Source organism: Lentzea flaviverrucosa (assembly GCF_003350445.1).
GTDB classification, from domain to species: domain Bacteria; phylum Actinomycetota; class Actinomycetes; order Mycobacteriales; family Pseudonocardiaceae; genus Lentzea; species Lentzea californiensis.
The window spans coordinates 25870-42981 of record NZ_QQAU01000017.1; the positions used below are offsets into that span (position 1 = coordinate 25870).

At 68.6% G+C, this 17112-nt stretch carries 16 protein-coding genes; 6 read left to right on the plus strand and 10 right to left on the minus strand.

The features are described from left to right. The first annotated feature begins 67 nt into the window (after positions 1–67). Both DFR72_RS38020 and DFR72_RS38025 read left to right on the plus strand, forming a co-directional pair. A complete protein-coding gene (locus DFR72_RS38020; RefSeq protein WP_090071818.1) occupies positions 68–1282 on the plus strand; it encodes a cytochrome P450 in 1215 nt (404 codons plus the stop codon). Then, positions 1279–1473, plus strand: a complete 195-nt coding sequence (locus DFR72_RS38025) for a ferredoxin (protein ID WP_090071816.1) — start codon at positions 1279–1281, stop codon at positions 1471–1473. The genes DFR72_RS38020 and DFR72_RS38025 overlap by 4 nt, the downstream gene beginning before the upstream one ends. A gap of 2 nt (positions 1474–1475) precedes the next feature. Here the strand turns inward: DFR72_RS38025 and DFR72_RS38030 are convergent, their stop codons facing one another. From DFR72_RS38030 to DFR72_RS38045, 5 genes are all read right to left on the minus strand, one after another. Next, positions 1476–1949 (minus strand): cupin domain-containing protein, encoded by a 474-nt coding sequence (locus tag DFR72_RS38030; RefSeq protein WP_090071902.1) that lies wholly within the window; start codon positions 1947–1949, stop codon positions 1476–1478. Between the two features lie 5 nt (positions 1950–1954). Continuing rightward, positions 1955–2185: a hypothetical protein gene (locus DFR72_RS38035; RefSeq protein ID WP_090071814.1), complete on the minus strand. Its 231-nt coding sequence runs from the start codon at positions 2183–2185 to the stop codon at positions 1955–1957. Positions 2186–2374: 189 nt separating this feature from the next. Continuing rightward, positions 2375–2593 carry a hypothetical protein gene (locus DFR72_RS38040; RefSeq protein WP_090071812.1) on the minus strand — a complete coding sequence of 73 codons (219 nt, stop codon included), beginning with the start codon at positions 2591–2593 and terminating at the stop codon, positions 2375–2377. Continuing rightward, positions 2590–2916, minus strand: coding sequence for a hypothetical protein (locus DFR72_RS47265; RefSeq protein ID WP_245983810.1), 327 nt, complete (start codon positions 2914–2916; stop codon positions 2590–2592). The genes DFR72_RS38040 and DFR72_RS47265 overlap by 4 nt, the downstream gene beginning before the upstream one ends. Beyond that, the gene (locus DFR72_RS38045; protein WP_245983811.1) at positions 2916–3587 is read right to left on the minus strand and encodes a serine/threonine-protein kinase; all 672 of its coding nucleotides are present in this window, start codon (positions 3585–3587) and stop codon (positions 2916–2918) included. Before DFR72_RS38045 ends, DFR72_RS47265 begins: the two co-directional genes overlap by 1 nt. A 93-nt stretch (positions 3588–3680) precedes the next feature. On the opposite strand from DFR72_RS38045, the gene DFR72_RS38050 reads away from it, so the two are divergent. Continuing rightward, positions 3681–5153: a tannase/feruloyl esterase family alpha/beta hydrolase gene (locus DFR72_RS38050; RefSeq protein ID WP_090071810.1), complete on the plus strand. Its 1473-nt coding sequence runs from the start codon at positions 3681–3683 to the stop codon at positions 5151–5153. A 187-nt stretch (positions 5154–5340) separates the two neighbouring features. On the opposite strand, the gene DFR72_RS38060 is transcribed toward DFR72_RS38050, so the two are convergent. Next, complete coding sequence (locus tag DFR72_RS38060; protein WP_090071807.1) at positions 5341–5895, minus strand: EF-hand domain-containing protein; 555 nt, start codon at positions 5893–5895, stop codon at positions 5341–5343. 123 nt (positions 5896–6018) lie between these two features. On the opposite strand from DFR72_RS38060, the gene map reads away from it, so the two are divergent. Beyond that, positions 6019–6837, plus strand: coding sequence for a type I methionyl aminopeptidase (gene map / locus DFR72_RS38065; RefSeq protein WP_090071805.1), 819 nt, complete (start codon positions 6019–6021; stop codon positions 6835–6837). 148 nt (positions 6838–6985) lie between these two features. Here map and DFR72_RS38070 read toward each other — a convergent pair whose 3' ends face one another. Beyond that, on the minus strand, positions 6986–7285 hold the full coding sequence (locus DFR72_RS38070; protein ID WP_143086969.1) for a hypothetical protein: 300 nt from the start codon (positions 7283–7285) through the stop codon (positions 6986–6988). Between the two features lie 140 nt (positions 7286–7425). On the opposite strand from DFR72_RS38070, the gene DFR72_RS47270 reads away from it, so the two are divergent. Together DFR72_RS47270 and DFR72_RS38080 are read left to right on the plus strand one after the other, a co-directional pair. Then, entirely contained in the window at positions 7426–7881 is a 456-nt protein-coding gene (locus DFR72_RS47270; protein ID WP_245983812.1) for a hypothetical protein, read from the plus strand. Positions 7882–7883: 2 nt separating this feature from the next. Beyond that, the gene (locus tag DFR72_RS38080; RefSeq protein WP_090071799.1) at positions 7884–9683 is read left to right on the plus strand and encodes an HEXXH motif domain-containing protein; all 1800 of its coding nucleotides are present in this window, start codon (positions 7884–7886) and stop codon (positions 9681–9683) included. Between the two features lie 6 nt (positions 9684–9689). Here the strand turns inward: DFR72_RS38080 and fxsT are convergent, their stop codons facing one another. From fxsT to DFR72_RS38095, 3 genes are read right to left on the minus strand one after another with little or no spacing between them, the layout of a single operon-like run. After that, positions 9690–14021 carry an FxSxx-COOH system tetratricopeptide repeat protein gene (fxsT, locus tag DFR72_RS38085; RefSeq protein ID WP_281273461.1) on the minus strand — a complete coding sequence of 1444 codons (4332 nt, stop codon included), beginning with the start codon at positions 14019–14021 and terminating at the stop codon, positions 9690–9692. Between the two features lies 1 nt (position 14022). Continuing rightward, on the minus strand, positions 14023–15096 hold the full coding sequence (locus tag DFR72_RS38090) for an AAA family ATPase (RefSeq protein WP_090071798.1): 1074 nt from the start codon (positions 15094–15096) through the stop codon (positions 14023–14025). Then, complete coding sequence (locus DFR72_RS38095; RefSeq protein ID WP_143086968.1) at positions 15093–16880, minus strand: VMAP-C domain-containing protein; 1788 nt, start codon at positions 16878–16880, stop codon at positions 15093–15095. Before DFR72_RS38095 ends, DFR72_RS38090 begins: the two co-directional genes overlap by 4 nt. Positions 16881–17112 lie beyond the last annotated feature (232 nt).

A 17112-nucleotide genomic window follows, 5' to 3' on the forward strand; every position in this document is an offset into this window, starting at 1 on the left:
TTCAAGCACGTCACCCAGCCGGGAACATTTATTGGCACCATCTGCCATTAAGCGCTACGGTCGGTGCATGAGCATTGACGCAGAGCGCCTGAAGCTGCCGCTGGCCAGGCCGAACGTCCTCGATCTCGCTCCGCTCTACGAGGTGCTGCGACGCGAGGCACCGATCGCACCCGTGACGACGCCGGCAGGCGACCCCGCCTGGCTCGTGACGCGGTACGAGGAGGTCCGCCTCCTGCTGGGGGACAAGCGCTTCGGCCGTTCCCACCCGGAGCCGGAGAAGGCCTCCCGCATCTCGACCGCCGCCGTGCAGGACGGCCCGACCGGCGAGTACGCGACGGAGGAGGCCGACCACACGCGCATGCGCCGCCTGCTGACGCCCGCGTTCTCCGCCAAGCGGATGCGGCTGCTGGGCGAGAACATGGAGGAGCTGGTCGACAGCTGCCTGGACGCGTTGATCGCCGAGCACGAGAGGACGGGTGTGGTCGACCTGCACCGCGGGCTCGCGTTCCCGTTGCCGGTGGCCATGATCTGCCGTCTGCTCGGCGTCCCCGAGGAGGACAACGAGCTGTTCGCGTCGCTGTCCGAACGCATGGCGGGCACCGAGATCGGCGAAGAAGCGCACAAGGCGCGCGAGGAGTTCTTCCGGTACATGGTCGGGCTCGTCGAGTCCAAGCGCGGCGCGCTCGGCGAGGACGTGATCTCCGACCTCGTGCGCGCACAGGCCGAAGACCCGTCGTTCGACTACGTGCAGATGGTCCGGCTCTGCGTCGGACTGCTGTTCGCGGGCCACGAGACCACGGTCAACCGCATCGGCCTGGGCGTGCTGTTCCTGCTCACCGACCGCTCGCGCTGGGACGCCCTCGTCGCCGACCCGGACGGCCGCGTCGACGCGGTGGTCGAGGAGGTCATGCGCCTGGGCGCACCCGGCGACCTCGGCCTGCTGCGGTACGCCCGCGAGGACGTCGACATCGCGGGCGTGACCATCAAGGCCGGTGACGCGCTGGTCATCTCGACCAACGCCGCCAACCGCGACGCGTCCGTGTACTCCAACGCCGAAGACTTCGACCCGGACCGTCCGGAAAGGACACACCTCGGTTTCGGCCACGGCGCGCACTTCTGCATCGGCGCGTCCCTGGCTCGCACGGAACTGCGCGTGGTGTTCGCCGCGCTCGCCAAGCGCCTGCCGTCGATGCGGCTGGCCAAGGAACTCGACCAGCTGCAGGTCCGCGCGACGCTCACCGGCGGCGTGGCGGAGCTGCCCGTCACCTGGAGGTCGGCGTGAACATCGTGGTGGACCAGGGCAAGTGCGTCGGGGCCGGGCAGTGCGTGCTCGCCGCGGACGACGTGTTCGACCAGCGCGACGACGACGGCCTGGTCGACCTGCTGGACGCCAGCCCGCCGCCGGAGCGCCTGGCCGACGTCCGGCACGCGGCGGCCGTGTGCCCGGCCTCCGCGATCGAGGTCGAGGCCTGACCTCAGCCCTCCACGAAGTACGAGTCGTGCTCGTCGAGGAACGCGGCGCGGTCGGCCGCCGCGACCTCGCCGAGCCGCTCGAAGTACTCCTCGCGCGGCGCACCGGGCGTGAACAGCAACAACATCTCGGCCGGTGCGTCGGCGTCGTTGCGGAAGGCGTGCAACCCGCCCTGCGGCACGTGCAGGAAGTCGCCCTTCCCCGCCTCGATCCACTTGTCGCCGTTGTAGAGGCGCACGGTGCCGTCGAGGATGAAGAACGACTCGGAGATCGTCCGGTGGAAGTGCGTCGCCGGACCGCCGGCCTTGGGCTTCATGACGACCCGGTACAGGCCGAACTCGCCGCGCGTGGTCTCGGTGGTCGCGAGGTAGTGGATGCCGTTGCCGGGCTCACCGGTGTCGACCGGGGTGCTCGCGGGCCGGTAGCGCGCGCTCACCTCGCCGGTGTCGCCGAGGTAGACCTTCTTGGGATAAGACATGGTGTTCATCCTTCGCGTGCGGGGTTCCTGCCAGGAAGACCCGATTGCCCGCGCAGATGTGACACCTGGTCCTTCATCAAGGGCTCGACCAGCTTCGATCCGTCCGCCTTGCCGACGAAGCAGTGGATGAGGCGGTCCGAGCCGCGGTACCCGTTCTCCGTCCTGACCTTCCACGCCTCCGCGGTCGGGATGACCACCCAGTACCGCAGTGTCTTCTCCTTGTCCTGGCCGTTCACCTTGGCCGACAGGAACGTGCGCGTGCACTCCGTGCCGCCGACCTTGGTGAGCTGCTCGGCGCCGGGGTAGGGGACGTCCTTCTCGGTCTCGGTGTCGGCGAGGACGGTGTCGAGCAGCTCGACGTCGTGCTCGGCGTAGCAGCCGACGCGGTCCTCGGTCTGGATCTTCGGGGCGCCCTTCGCGGGCAGTCAGGTGAGGCAGGAGTTGCGGAAGGCCAGCGACAGCGTGCCCTCCGCCAGGTCACCGCCCGGGCCGATGGTCAGCACCGGCTGCATCGCGGCGGTGCTCGCGGGGATGTCCGGCACGCCCTTGCCCATGGCGATGAGCATCGGCCTGAACACGGTGACGTACAACAGGACCAGCGCGCCGACGAGGAACAGCGGGATCAGCGTCGCCGAGAGGATCAAGCCTGCCGACCGCTTGCGGCGAGGGGGGACCGGGAAGACCGGGCGGGAGCGAACTGGCCGATGGCCACCGGTCCGGACGTGGGCGGGGGTCCGCTTCCGGACGGCGCCGGGAGGTTCACGCGCAGCGTCGGGCCGGCCACCGTCGGCGCGGCGCCGGTCACCACCGGTGGCCTGGCCGGGTAGAGCTCCGCGGCGGCCAGCGCGTGCTCGATGAGTTCGTGCGCCCTGGCCATGCCGAGACGCCGTGCGGGATCGGGTTCCATCAGGCCGGTGATCAGCTCGCCGAGCGGTCCGGCCACCCGCGGCACCGGCCGTTCGTTCATCACCGCGAGGATCGTCGCCGAGGTGGTCGGGCGGTCGAACGCGCCGCGTCCCTCCACGGCGAAGAACAGCGTCGCTCCGAGCGCCCAGAGGTCCCAGGCGGGCGAGGCCTCGCCGCCCGCCAGTCGTTCCGGCGACATGTAGGCGGGCAACCGATCAGCGTGCCGGTGGCCGTGAGCCGGGGGTCGTCGACGGACTGGGCGATGCCGAAGTCGGTGAGCTTCGCGGTGCCCCTGCCGGGCACCATCACGTTGCCGGGCTTGACGTCCCGGTGCACCACGCCGGACGAGTGCGCCGCCTCCAGCGCGCCCAGCAGCTGCCGGGCCAGCGTGGCCGCCTCGCGCGTCCCGAGCGGTCCGTCGAGGTCGACCGACTCCTCCAGCGTCGGGGCGTTGATCAGCTCCATGACGATGAACGTCTGGTCGTCCTCGGAGATGAGGTCGTAGACGGTGACGACGGCGGGGTCCTGGAGCCGAGAGGCGATGCGTGCCTCGCGCAGCACCCGTTCCTGGTACACGGCTCGTTCTCCGGCGGGCACGGTGCCGGGCAGCAGCAGTTCCTTGACGGCGACGTCGCGGCCGAGGACGGTGTCCTCCCCCAGCCACACGACCCCCATGCCGCCGCGCCCCAGCTCGCGAACCAGCCGGTAGCGTCTGTTGCCCACCTCGCGCATGCGCGGAAGTCTTTCACCCGGTCCAGTGACGTACAGGGGCAGCGTCACGTGACGGGCGCGACGCCGTGACGACCCCGCTTAACGTCGCGCGGCGTGAGACGACTGACGAAGCTGTTGGCGACAACACTGCTCCTGACCGGACTGGCGCCGCTCGCGCCGGCGTCGGCGAGCACCCCTACCTGCGCGACGGTCGCGGTCACCGCCCCGGCGGGCGCGAAGATCGAGTCCGTGGACGCCGTGAGCCGTGCCACGCACTGCGAGATCACCGTGACGCTCACGCACACCGACGACCACGTGAAGGTCGTCGTCGGCCTGCCCCAGAACTGGACGGGCCGGCTGCAGGGCGTCGGCGGCAGCGCATATGCCGCGGGTGACACCGGTGCGCCGTTCACCCAGGCCCTGCAGGGCGGTTACGCGGCCGTGACGACCGACGCCGGCGTGCTGGGCGGCCTCGACACCAGCTGGGCGGTCAAGAACGGCGCGGTCGACCAGACGCTGCTGACCAACTTCGCGAGCCGCTCGGTGCACGAGGCCGCCGTGATCGCCAAGCAGGTCGTGCGCGGGCACTACCAGCGTCCGGTCACGTACTCGTACTGGAACGGCTGCTCGACCGGCGGCCGCCAGGGTTACCTGGAGGCGCAACGCTTCCCGGACGACTACAACGGTGTCCTCGCCAACGCGCCCGCCGTGAACTGGTCCCAGTTCGCCGTCGCGACGCTGTGGCCGCAGATCGTGCAGGGCAACGACGGGCACGTCGTCGGCAACTGCGTGCTGGAGGCGTTCCGCAAGGCCGCGATCGAGGCGTGCGACTCCCAGGACGGTGTCACCAACGGCATCGTCGACCGCCCGGACCGCTGCAGCTACGACCCGCGTCAGCTCGTCGGCAGGAAGATCCTGTGCGAGGGCGGCGAGGTCGTGGTGACGAAGGCCGACGCCGACGTCATGCGCAAGATCTGGGACGGCCCCACCGACGAACGCGGCCGCAGCCTCTGGCCGGGCCTGCCGAAGGGCGCCGACCCGGTGTGGCTCGCGGGCACGATCCCCGGCTTCCCCGGTCCCGGTTTCCCCGTCGCGGCCCAGTGGGTGCAGAACTTCTTGTTGAAGCAACCCGGTTTCGACACCTCGAAGCTCACCTACGCCCAGTACCGCGACCTGTTCCGGCAGTCGGTCCGCGAGTTCGACGGCGTCATCGGCACCTCCGACCCCGACCTGTCGGCGTTCCGGCGCGCGGGCGGCAAGCTGATCACGTTCGTCGGCACGAACGACCAGCTGATCCCGCCCGGCGGCACGCTGAGGTACCGCGACCAGGTCGAGCGGCGCATGGGGTACGTGAACGACTTCTACCGCCTGTTCACCGCTCCCGGCGTCGACCACTGCCTCGGCGGCGACGGACCTCAGCCCACCAACGCCCTGGGCCAGCTCGTCGACTGGGTCGAACGCGGCAAGGCACCCGCCACCCTCACCGCCGCGACGGCCGACTCGACCCGCAACCTCTGCCCGTACCCGCGGACGTCCCGGTACTTCCACGGCGACCCGAAGTCGGCCTCCAGCTACTTCTGCGGCTAGCGATGGTGGGGTCCGGCCGCACTGACCGGGCCCCCACCAAACGCCTTGATGCCGGGCAGGTTCGGGCCCTTCCGGCCGGAGGCGGCGTAGTCCTCCGAGGAACGCCACTCGACGACGTCGAGCCATTCACCGCCGGGCAGCCGCACGAGCCGGGCACCGAGGAACCCCTCGCGGTCGGCGGAGCAGATCAGGTGCGCTGCAGCGCCTTCGGGTACAGCCAGCTGCCAGGGGTGTCCTCGGCCGGGTTCGTGTAGTAGTCGCGCACGGCCATCACGTACTCCTGCACGCTGATCGCGCCGTCGCCGTCCGTGTCGAGGTGCGCGAACGCGCGGCCGCACTCCTCCGCCGACAGTCCACGCGCCTTCAGCAGGACCCCGAACTCGGACGCGTCCACGCGGCCGTCGCCGTTGGTGTCCATGAGGTCGAGCAGGGACTGGACGACCTCGAGGAAGTCCATGTTGATCGGACCGCCCTCGACGAACGCCTCGTTCATGGCGTCGCGGTACTCCACCGGGCCGATCTTGCCGTCGCGGTCCGTGTCGCAGTGGTCGGCCAGCATCTCCCAGAACCGGTCGTAGGCCTCCACGAGCTCACGGCCGCGCTCCGAGGACGCCGGTTCCCCGTACGCCTGCAACAGCCGGTTGGCCAGCGCGTAGACGTCCGCGAGTTCGATGACGCCGTTGCGGTTCACGTCGTAGTGGGCGAAGGTCGAGTCGATCCTGTGCTGCAACACCTGCTTCATGACCAGGCACTGTGGTGATGTGTCCGGGCTGGCGCAACGCGCGTCCCCCTCCTGGGTGGTGTTGTTCAGCCGTCTCCGCGAAGCCGGTATAGTTATACCGGCACCCGCTGATGGAGGAACACGTTGATCGAGCTCAAGTCGCCCGCCGAGATCGAGCGCATGCACGTCACCGGCCAGTTCATCGCGGAGGTGCTCGACGAGCTCTCCGGCAGGGCCGCGGTGGGGGTGAACCTGCTCGACCTCGAGCACCACGCGCGTCACATGCTCGAGGAGCGCGGCGCGGTGTCCTGCTACTGGGACTACTCGCCGTCGTTCGGCCGCGGCCCGTTCCGCAACGTGACCTGCCTCGCCGTCAACGACGCGGTGCTGCACGGCCTGCCGAAGAGCTACGTGCTGCAGGACGGTGACGTGCTGACCATGGACATCGCCGTCACCATCGACGGCTGGGCGGCCGACTCGGCCATGACCGTCATCGTCGGCACCCCCCGCGAGGAGGACCAGCGCCTGGTCCGCACCACCGAGGTGGCGCTGGCGGCGGCGATCGAGGTGGCGCAGGTGGGCAACAAGCTCGGCGACATCTCGGCGGCGATCGGTGAGGTCTGCGGCAAGTCCGGCTACACGCCCAACCTGGAGTTCGGCGGCCACGGCATCGGCCGCACCATGCACGAGGCCCCGCACGTCGCGAACAACGGCAGGCCCCGGCACGGCATGAAGCTCAAGCCCGGCCTGACCATCGCGATCGAGCCGTGGCTCGCCGCCACGACCGACCAGATCATCTACGACGAGGACGGCTGGACGCTGCGCTCGGCCGACGGTTCGCGCACGGCCCACTCGGAGCACACCGTCGCGATCACCGAGGACGGGCCGCTCGTGCTGACGCGCCGCAAGAGCGAACTCAACGCCCAGACCGGTGCTGACACAGCGCAGGCCCGCCTGCCCTAGTCGCAAGGCCAGCAGCGGATTCTCGGGCCCTCGGGCAACCATGCGGCGGGCTGGACGAGAGCCCGCAACACGGGAGTCTGGATGGCCACAGGGGGCAGGACCGCGCTCGGCATCGACCTGGACGAGCTTCGTCTGCTGGTCGGATTGTTCACCGCGAACTGGCACGCCGCACCGGGTGTGCCCGCGGCACGTTGCACGACGCCTTGACCAGCCGCCGGTTCCCCCGGCTGGGCACGGTGCTGGCGATCGGGCGGGTGTGCGGCGGGGACAGCACGTCGCCACCACCACCACAACACTTGCAGCGCACCGCTTTCCGACCGGTGATGGCCAGGACGGCCGCGCCGCAGAACGCCACGAGCAACGTCATGACGACGCCATACCCGAGCCGCGTGCCCGCAACGGCGAGCAGCACACGAGCGAACAGGTCGAACACGTCGGCCTCTGGCAACGAGTGCGGGGTGCTGGTGACGAATCGCCGGCACCCCGTCGTGTCACTTGCAGCTGCTGCTCGCCGACGAGCAGATGCCGTTGCAGCGGTAGCCCTTCTTGCAACACCGCCCGTGCTCCGGCACGCACGCACGCACCGGCATGATCTTCGGCGGCACGAGTCCGACGAGCCGCTCACCGGCCAGCTCGGCGAACCGCTTCGCGGGTCCGCTCCTCCCATTTCGAAAGCTTCCATTTCTTGTCCAATTCCAGGCCAGCAGTGCCACCCGAAGCTCGAACTCGACGGCCGCTGGTCGTTTCGGCGCAAGGAAACGTCAGGTTCCGGCCTACCTGAACCCCTCATTGTTGCGTCATCATGGGATTGCCCGCACCGACCGGGCACTCGGCGTGAGGGGAATCGACACCATGAGCTCATCGGGCTTGGAGCCGGACCTGGAATCCGCGCTGATCGACCTCGAAGGCATCCCGTTCACCAGGTTGCGCGAGCTCGACAGCGACCTCCTGCGCCGCTCCCTGCGCCACGTCGTCGAACGAGCCGGCCACATCAGCACGGGCTACAGAAGCGACAACAACACAGGTGGTGAGCGGATCGACTGATCATGACACATGCCACCACCCCGTTCCACCGCTTGCCGTGGAGTGACTTCGACGCCTTCGCTCGCCTGAGCGGCGACGCACACATGATCGGCCGGTTGCGCGGAGCAGAGCTCAGCAGACGAAAACTCCTGGTGCACGCTTTGCTCGAACTCTCAGCGAAGACACCAGAGGCGTACGGGCCGCTGCCACCGCTCGAAGCGGTGTGGGACCTGCTCGCCCGAGTCGAGAACGTGTCGCCCACAGCCCTCGACCGGGCGTTCGCGCACCCGTACACCGGAAGCTGGGCAGGTTACACGACCCGGTTGCTGAACAACGGCATCGACGGTGTTTGTCCACTGTGGATGCACCTCGGCCACGTGCACGCGCTCGCGGCGGCCGCGGCGGTCATGGCCGACCTGGATTTCGAGATTTCCGTACCGTTGTGGGAAGGCAACGCGATCCTGCCCTCGCTCGGAACTGCCCGGTTGCCGGCTTCGGACCAGTTCTCCACCGCCGAGGTGCGAGGCGGACGTGGCCGTTACGTCGTCTCCGGCGAGAGCGGCGAGGTGCAGCTGCCGGCCAGACTCGACTCCGACTCTCCCGGCTGGTGGGGCCTGCGCACGTGCGGAGCCGGCACCAGGACGAGCAAGCTCTCAGTGACCCTGGACGACCTGGATCCCTATCGCGGGCTCCACGAGCCGCTGATGCCGGAACGACTGAAGATCACCGAAGTCGGCGTGTGGCGACGACTGCTCAGCGATGCGCGCGAACTGCTGCTCGATGCCACACCGGAACTCGCGGGTGCGCTCGCCGCCGGGCTGGACTCGGTGGTGCCCAAACCGAACGTGCCGTTCCAGAACCCGAGCGCGTCGACCGGCGAGGCCTTCGGCAGCGCCGTGATCGGACTGCCCGTGGACGCCGCCGACCTCGCCGCCACGCTGGTGCACGAGTTCCAGCACATCGTGCTGGGCGGCATCCTCCACTTGGCGGTGCTCTACGAAATCGACCGCACAGAACGGATCTACGTGCCCTGGCGAGATGATCCACGCCCGCTCAGCGGCGCTCTCCAGGGCGTCTACGCGTTCTTCGGAGTGACCGCGTTCTGGCGTGGAAAGGCCCGGTCCGGCGAATCGCAGCGCGCAAGTTTCGAGTTCGCGCACTGGCGCGGCCAGACGTGGCGCACGCTGCTGGCCCTACGTCGCGACGCGATGTTGACTGAGGCGGGGCGACGGTTTCTGGACGGCATCGCGGAGGTGCTCGGACCGTGGCAGCACGAACCGGTGCCCCAGGACGTCCTGGAACAGACCGAGTTGCTCGCCGCCGACCACCGAGCCGGCTGGCGACTGCGCCACCTCCGGCCGGATCCCGCGATCGTCGCCGCGGCGGCGGAAGCCTGGCTGGCCGGGCGCGCGAGGCCGCCCGTCGTCCTGGCTCCGGCCGACCTCCCACCGACACCGGTGCCGGACGGGCCGTGGTCCCGAAGCCGCGCGACGTTGACGCGCCTCGGCTTGAGCGACGGGGGACGCGACCTCCGGCGCGCGGTCCCCGGAGCCACCGAGGCGGACTTCGCCCTGACCACCGGGCGTTTCACCGACGCGGCCCGCGGCTACCGCGCGGAACTGCGGGTCGATCCCGACCGGCCTGCCCCACTGGTCGGTCTCGGACTCGCCCTGAGCGGATCCGGTCCCAACCCGGCCGCACGCGCACTGCTGCACTGCCCGGAAGTAGTACGTGCGGTGCACCGCGAACTCCGGCGCACCGCACGTGACGTACCCACTCCGGAAAAGCTCGCCTGGTGGCTCGGCCAGCTCGTCTCCGGCTGAAACCCACTACATCAGCAGCGGGTCGATGTCGCAGTTCGCACGTACGCCCTTGACCGCCGAGATGGTGCCGGGGTGTGCTTCGCCCAACACCTTGCGATACCTGTCCAGCACCGGTTCGTGATAAGGCACGGCTTCCTCCGGGCGACCCGCCGTTCGCAGGTCGTGGCCGAGGTTGAGCGAGGCCGCCAGCACGGTCGGGTGGTTGACGCCCAGTACTCGGCCGCCCCGCTCCACAGCGTCCTGGCCCAGCGCGATCGCCCGCTCGGTCTCACCCAGCGCGGCGAGATCGCTCGCCAGGTTGACCGTGGTGACGATCGCATAGGGGTGGTTCGGACCGAGACCGCCGCGGAAGAGCTCCAACGCCCGTTCGTTGAGCTCTCGCGCCTCGGCCACCTCTCCCTTGAGCCGCATCGTCACCGCGAGGTCGACGGTCGCCGAGATCGTGTGCGGATGGCTTTCCCCGAAGCCGTTCCGGTAGTGCTCGAACGTGTCCTCACCCAGCTTCTTCGCGGCGTCCAGATCTCCCGTGTGGCGGAGGTCGATCGAATGCGCCAGAGCGCATGCCATCCGCGTCGCGTTGTCAGCCTTGTACAGCAGCGAGAACTGGGCGAGTGCCGGCGTGGACAGCTCCAGCGCTCGCGCGTGGTCACCGTCCTTGCGGCGCACCACCGAGAGCATGAACGAGAAGGTCGCCTGGTCCGGGTTGTCCGCGGGGAACCGCGCCCTGAACACCTCGGTGAACTTCTCCATCTCTATGCGGGAGCGCACGTACTCACCCGCCTCGCGCCGGTCGACGATCTCCGAGGCGTAGCTGCTGAGCGTCCTCGGGTGATCAGGCCCCAGCACCTCGCTGCGGCGGTCGGCGGTGTCGCGGTCGAGTTCGGCCGCCGCCAGGTACTCACCGGACAGCCTGAGGCTGATGCCGTGCTGGTAGGCGGCCTGGAGGGTCTCCGGGTCGTCCTCACCGAACAACCGCTTGGACTTGTGGTAGATCTCCTCGCTCAGCTTCGTCGCCGCGGCGAAGTCACCCTGCACCCGGAGATCGACCACGATGTTGAGCTGGAGCTTCAGCACCTCCTCACTGTCCTCCCCGGACACCGAGATCCGGCGCTGCAGCGTGCGCTGGTTGACCCGCGAGCCCTCTTCGTAGCTGCCCGCCGCTCGCAGGTAGAAACCGAGACGTGAGGCCACTTCCAGCGTCTGCGGATGCGTCGGCCCCAGCTTGCGCTCGAAGCTCTCGTTCGCGCGCTGCGCCAGGCGCGCGGCCTCCTCGTGGTCGCCCCAGGCGGAGAGGAAGCGCATCAGGTTGATGATGAGCTGCCGGGGCCAGTCGTCATCACAGTCGGAGATGTCGGACGCGTAAGCGTGCGGCAGCAGTTCGCGGTAACGCGGCCAGTGCCTGTTCGACTCGGGGTCGTTGGGGTCCAGACTGGCCAGGAGCTGGTGCGCGCCGTGCATCATCTGGGCGTGCACCTGCGGCGCCATGCTTCGGTTGCGGAGCACCAACTGGACCAACCGGTGCAGCTGCAAGGTGTTGTTGGCGTGGTCGATCTTCGCGAGGCCGTAGCGGTTGATGTCGCGGATGGCCCGCGCGAGCTTGATCGGGTCGCGCAGCGCCGCGTCCAGTTCCGGGGAGATCGACACCCGGTTGACACCGGTGAAGAGGTCACGCGAGATCGGTTCCGGTGAGAAGAAGGCGCAGATGTGCAGGATCTGGTGTGCGGCCGGGTTGCGCTTCTTCAACTCGTCGAACGACACGTTCCAGGCGGCGGCGACCGAGCGTTCGTAGTCCGTCTGGGCGGACGTGTCGAGGATTTCCGCGACGGACTCGTCGAACAGCCGGAGGTACTCGCTCACGGGCATGCCGGTGACAGCTCGCCAGGCCGCGGCCTGCTCGATGGCGAGCGGGAGGTCACCGAGCTTCTCCGCGAGCACGTTCGCGTCCGCCTGGTCGATCTCCGGGCCGCGCTTGCCGAGCAGTTCGATGCTCTCCGCGCGGTCGAACACCGCGAGCTCCAGCGGCCGTGCCACACCGGCCCAGTCCGGGTTGCGGGAGGTGATCAGCACTTCACCGGGACCGTTGGCCGGGAAGTACGGGCGGACCTCCTCCGGGCTCTCCGCCGCGTCGAAGACGAGCAGCCAGCGGCGGAACGGCCGGCCGACGCGCAGCGCCTCACGGACGGCGGGGACGGCGGTGTTCGCCTCGGAGGCGCCAGGAAGTCCGAGCTGGCGCGCCAGTTCGGTCAGACCCGCGCGGATCTGGGTCGGCCGGGCCGCCTCGATCCACCAGATGAGGTCGTAGTCCTGCAGATGGCGGTAGATGTACTCGGTCGCCATCTGCGTCTTGCCGATACCGCCCATGCCGTGCAGCGCGGACGGGAGGACCGCGGTGGCGCCGCCGGCGGTCAGGCGTTTGCCGAGCTGTTCGAGCAGTTCCACCCGTCCGGTGAAGTTCGGGTTTCGCGGCGGCACATTTCCCCAGATGATCGGGGGATCATCCGACCTTCGTTCGTGAAACGACCGCGAGCTCGAAGCGGGAAGAACCGTCATACCGCTCACCTCGGGAAGGCCGAGGTCGCGCGACCCGGCGAAATGCGCCACGTCCGATGCGGAATGCGCATGTGATTCAGACAGCGTCGACTTGCTGGTGCGCTCGGCCGCATCGGGCATTTCCTTGCTCGCCATCCTAGTCTTGATTGATCCAGAAGATGGCGCCACCTCGCGCGCCACCGCATTGCTCAGCCGATCCGCGCGCGACAGGTACGGACCCGACAGCGCCCCCATCACCGCACGCTGCAGCCCGACCTCAGCGGCATTGGAAACGGAGGGCACCGGGTCCGGCGTGTTGTCCGGATCCACAATGGCATCCCTGAGACGACCCAGTACCGGAATACGATCTCCGAATACCGCCGCGGCCGTTTGCACGACACCTGCGGTTTCGGACCGCCGAGCGCCGTTGAGCAGCAGTTCTCGCACTTTTTCAGGAAAGACAAAAGCAGTGGAGTCCCATGTGGGCCCACCACCGCGGTGGGAAGAATAGTGCACGACGCCGCTCAGAAGCAATTCGCTGAGATGCTCGGTTTTCGCCTCGGGAACGAACCGATGACGAATGAGCTTCACGACTTCGGGGTGGGCCGGGACCGCCGCGAGCAATGTCGCCAGACGCAGCGCGGGCGGCGAAGCAAGGCTTCTGAACCTGCCGACGTGCTCTTTTGCCGACATGTCTCCGTCCGGCGCCACCCTCGTCTCCCGAGTGGCCAGCAGCACCGTCCCGGCAGCCGGGCCGCGGTGCCCAGCAGTGATCAGCCGTGCCCACCACTTCAAGTACCTGGGTTGCAGTTCGATCACCGGCACGGGCACGGCACCGTCGCGGAGGTGCGCTGACGGATCCTCCTCGAGCCAGGCGTCGGGCAGGTCGAACGTCCAGCGGCTGTTGGGACGCATCGCGGCCGGCACGCTGAGGTTCGCCCGGTGCAGCGGCACCGCACCCCGGCCCCACAACCACTGCGGCAACAGGTGGAGCACGCTCACCGGCATGGACCGCGCCCACCGAGCCAGCACCGGGTTCAGCAGGCCCGGCCGCCAGATGCCGCCGACCCCGTCCGTCACGAGCAGCATGACCCTGCGTCCGGAGACGTCGAGCACCTCGGCGGGATCGCGCGCGGGCGCACCGGGCGTACCACCGCGCAACACCGGAACCTCCGTGCCGTCCTCGTTGCGGACGACGTCGACCAAGCGGAACTGGATCGTGCGGAAGGCCCCCAGTCGCGCGAGCATCTCCAGGAACGCGACGACCTTCGGCCGCCACAGCGACATGGACGGACTGTCGTCCAAAACGACGGTCAGATCGAGCCAACGCTCCGGACTCGAACGGGTGATCGGCCACCACGTGCCGGTCCGCGCCACCTGCTCCGCGGTCGCCACCTCGTCCAAAATCGTTGCACCGTAACGAAAAGAGGCGATCTCCCGCTTCAAGGGCCGCAACGCGCGGAAGCATTCCAGTGTTTCGGTCAGCGCGGGCCCTCCGGCGGCCGCCGGGGGAAGTTCCCCGCGGGCTTCCTCGTCACGGTTCGGCGGCGGAGTCCCGGTCACGTCCGGTGGCGGCGTCTCGGCGACGGGAGCGTCCCCCGGCTCACGCCTGGGTTCGCGGCAGGCCGGCTCGACAGGGGCAGGCGGTTCGTCGTTCACGGCCTCGGCGGGCGCTGGTCTCACGGGGTCCGGCAGCTCGGTTCCGCCGGAGTCGTGCTCACGGCTTTCCGTTGTACCGCTGCGCATGGCGGCGGCCAGCCAGACGATGTCCGCTACCTCGGGCCAGTCCAAGCCCTCGAAACCGGCCACGTCACTGGTCCACGTTCAGTCTGCGCCACAGGGCATCGAGCAGCCGCTGCCACGCCGCGTCGTCCGGCTGGTACGCCCCGGACGTGGCGAGGTAGACGGCGTCCAGCAGGCGGTCGGCGGGAAGGCCGCCCTCCGCGCGGCTCTTCTCGATGAACTCGCGCACCAGCCGTTCGCGGTGTTCCCCTTTGGCATCAAGGAGATGGTTCGCGACCATGGCGGCCAGCTGCTCCACCGTCGGGTCCTTGATCTCCAGCTGCAGCACGCGGCGCAGGAACGCCGGCGGGAACTCGCGCTCGCCGTTGCTCGTCATGACGACGATCGGGAACGCCCGGCAGCCGACCCTGCCGTCCACGACGGTCGCGGTCCCGTTGGGGTCGTTCGTGTGGACGGTGACCTCGCGCGTCTGGTTGCGCACGCGGGCCAGCTCCGGGATGACGAACTCACCGTCTTCGAAAATGCTCAGCAGGTCGTTGGGGAGGTCCGACTCGGATTTGTCCAGTTCGTCGATCAGCACGACGCGCGGGAGTTTGCCCGGGAGGAAAGCCGTGCCGAGCGGACCGAGCCGGACGAATTCACCGATGGAGGTCTCCTCGGAACTTCCCGACTGCGCCCGGCCGGCAGCCGCCTGCACCCGGCCGATGGCGTCATAATCGAACAGTCCGGAATTCAGCGTGGTACGACTGGTGATCGACCATCTGAGCACGCGGCCGAGGCGCAGTTCTCTGGCGACGCGCCACGCGAGAGAAGATTTCCCGACGCCGGGCTTTCCGGTCAGGAGCAACGGCCTGCGCAAGTACAAAGCGGCGTTGACGACATCGAGTTCGTGCTCGTCGACGTCCGACTCGGCCAGGTTGATCTCCGGCCCGAGCCTGCGATCCGCCTCACCGTCGTCTTTTCGCGGAACGTCGTTCTCCGGCAGGGGGCCACCCTGGAAATCGCGCCACGGCGGGGGCGGCGGAAGCAACTCGGCGAGGTCGATGTCGTGAATTTCGCGACCGGTGCCCCGATATATCCACCAGTCAGGCGCATCGACTCCCGTGCGCCGACCACCTTCACCGCGTTCACGCACGCTCATTTGAGGCCCCCACTCGACGTCGGCGAAGAAGGTCCGCCGGGAACGATTTTCCGATTCGGGTCGTCGAGCAGCACGACGAGATCTTTGACCAGGCCGTCGTCGGTCGCGGCCAGGTGCGCGTCACGGTGGCGACCCGGAACACCGGGGATGCCGTCGAGGAGGAGGCGGCTGACGAGGTCGCGCAGCTCTTCGGCGCCCGCCTGGGGATGCCAGATGACCAGGGGCACGCCGGCTCGCAACGCGGCCGTCAGCGCATCGGGTCCAGCGCTCGGATCCGGATGCGCGGAAGGCGGTTCGTCCATGACCATTCCAACCCACGTGGATTCACTCAGCACGGCGTCGATCGGATTCTCCTTGGTTTCCACTAATCCGTACGGGTGAATTCTCCGCAACGACGGGGTGACATCGACGGACGAATCCCACCTCATGCGCCAAAGGCGGTGCCAGTGAGCCGATCGCATTCGCTCGAGCGACCTGAGAGTCAGGGGATAATCATAGACCAGCGGTCGTGGATACCCCGACCGGTACTCCTTCTTCCACGCCATGATCGACATCTGGAGCAGAGGCCTGGGCATCACGAATTCCAGTGCAACGGAAATCGCCTGGTCAGACCACTCGCTCTCCGCATCGACGATCACGTCGTCGATGCGCTGTTCCAGTTCGTCCACCGCGAGCTCCCACACTCCACCGCGAGGCGGGGGCCACTCCAACGGATCTTCTTGACGCCAGAAGGAAAGCACGCAGCGGCCCTCGTCGATGGCGTCGAGCTCGACCACGATCATCAGATGCAGCCGCGGTTCGACGGGAAGCGGAATTCTTTCCGCTTGGCGCTCCACCTGCTCGCCGGTGCGCCGCAGGTTGTGAATCTTCTGCGCGACCCAGGTCGTCAGCTCGGCACCGTCGTCGTCACCGAGGTCCGCAGCGAGCAGTTCGAGGAATTCGACGGCAGGAGGAATTCCATCGGGACCTGCGTTGACGTCGGCCAGGTCGAGAAAAGCGTCCCACACCGAGCGAAAGCGAGGTACGGGAATCAGCGCGCGCGTGGCACGACTGACGATCATCGGCAGGCGATCGGTCTCGACATCCGACAGAAGACCCTGCAGGACCTTCAGTTCGTCGGCGGGAAAGAGGTCCCGCACGACGACGTCCTCGTCCCGCGCCGGTGCGGCGACCAGCGCCGGGAGCGCCGTGCCCGACTCCCAGCCGCCGCCGTGCAGCCGCAGCCAGGCATACCCCTCGAACGACTTCACCGAGACGTCGATGCGGCGATACGAGCCCGGCGCGCTGGCGGGGTCCTGCGCGATCACCTCGTCGTAGAAATACGAACTGGCGATGAAGGCCACTAGCTGCTCAGATCTGCCCAACTCCGACTTCGCCTCCTCCGCGTCGAGGATTCGGCACGCCAGCACCACGGCGTTGCCCACCCAGCCGTGCTCGTTCTTGCGGATGTCACCGGCGTGCAACCCCACCCGGAGCTTGAACTGAGCCGGTCGCGAATGAATCGCGTTGTGGCGGCGGATCTCAGCGGCCAGGCGGTCCGGCAGCTTGTCGGCGAGCTCGCTCTTCGACACGGAGGCCGGCACCAGGACGAGCGCGCCGTCACCGCGATCCTCGATCACGCAGTCGTGGGGATCCGCCCCGGCTGCGGTGAGCGCGGCCCGCAACACCTCGTAAAGACCTTCCTGCACCGCGAGCTGGTCCGCGACAGTTCTGTCCGGACGGGTGAACTCGGCGACGTCGACCACGACGATCGTCCGATGTTCGGTCGGTGGCGAAACGGGCACGACCGTCCTTCCCACGACATGACGCCGGAGAGCAACCGGCGAGCCGACTCGTCGTGTACCAGACCGACCGGCCGGGCTGCGCGCCGTTTGACGCACAAGGCCCAGTTCCACCCCGTGGGATCTCGCACAGCAGACAGACACTCGTGCGTAACTACAGCAGGATTCCCTTCACACCAACCAACGGTCGGGCTGCCCCGTCGGAGATTTCAGCCGATAGGACGAGCGGGCCACC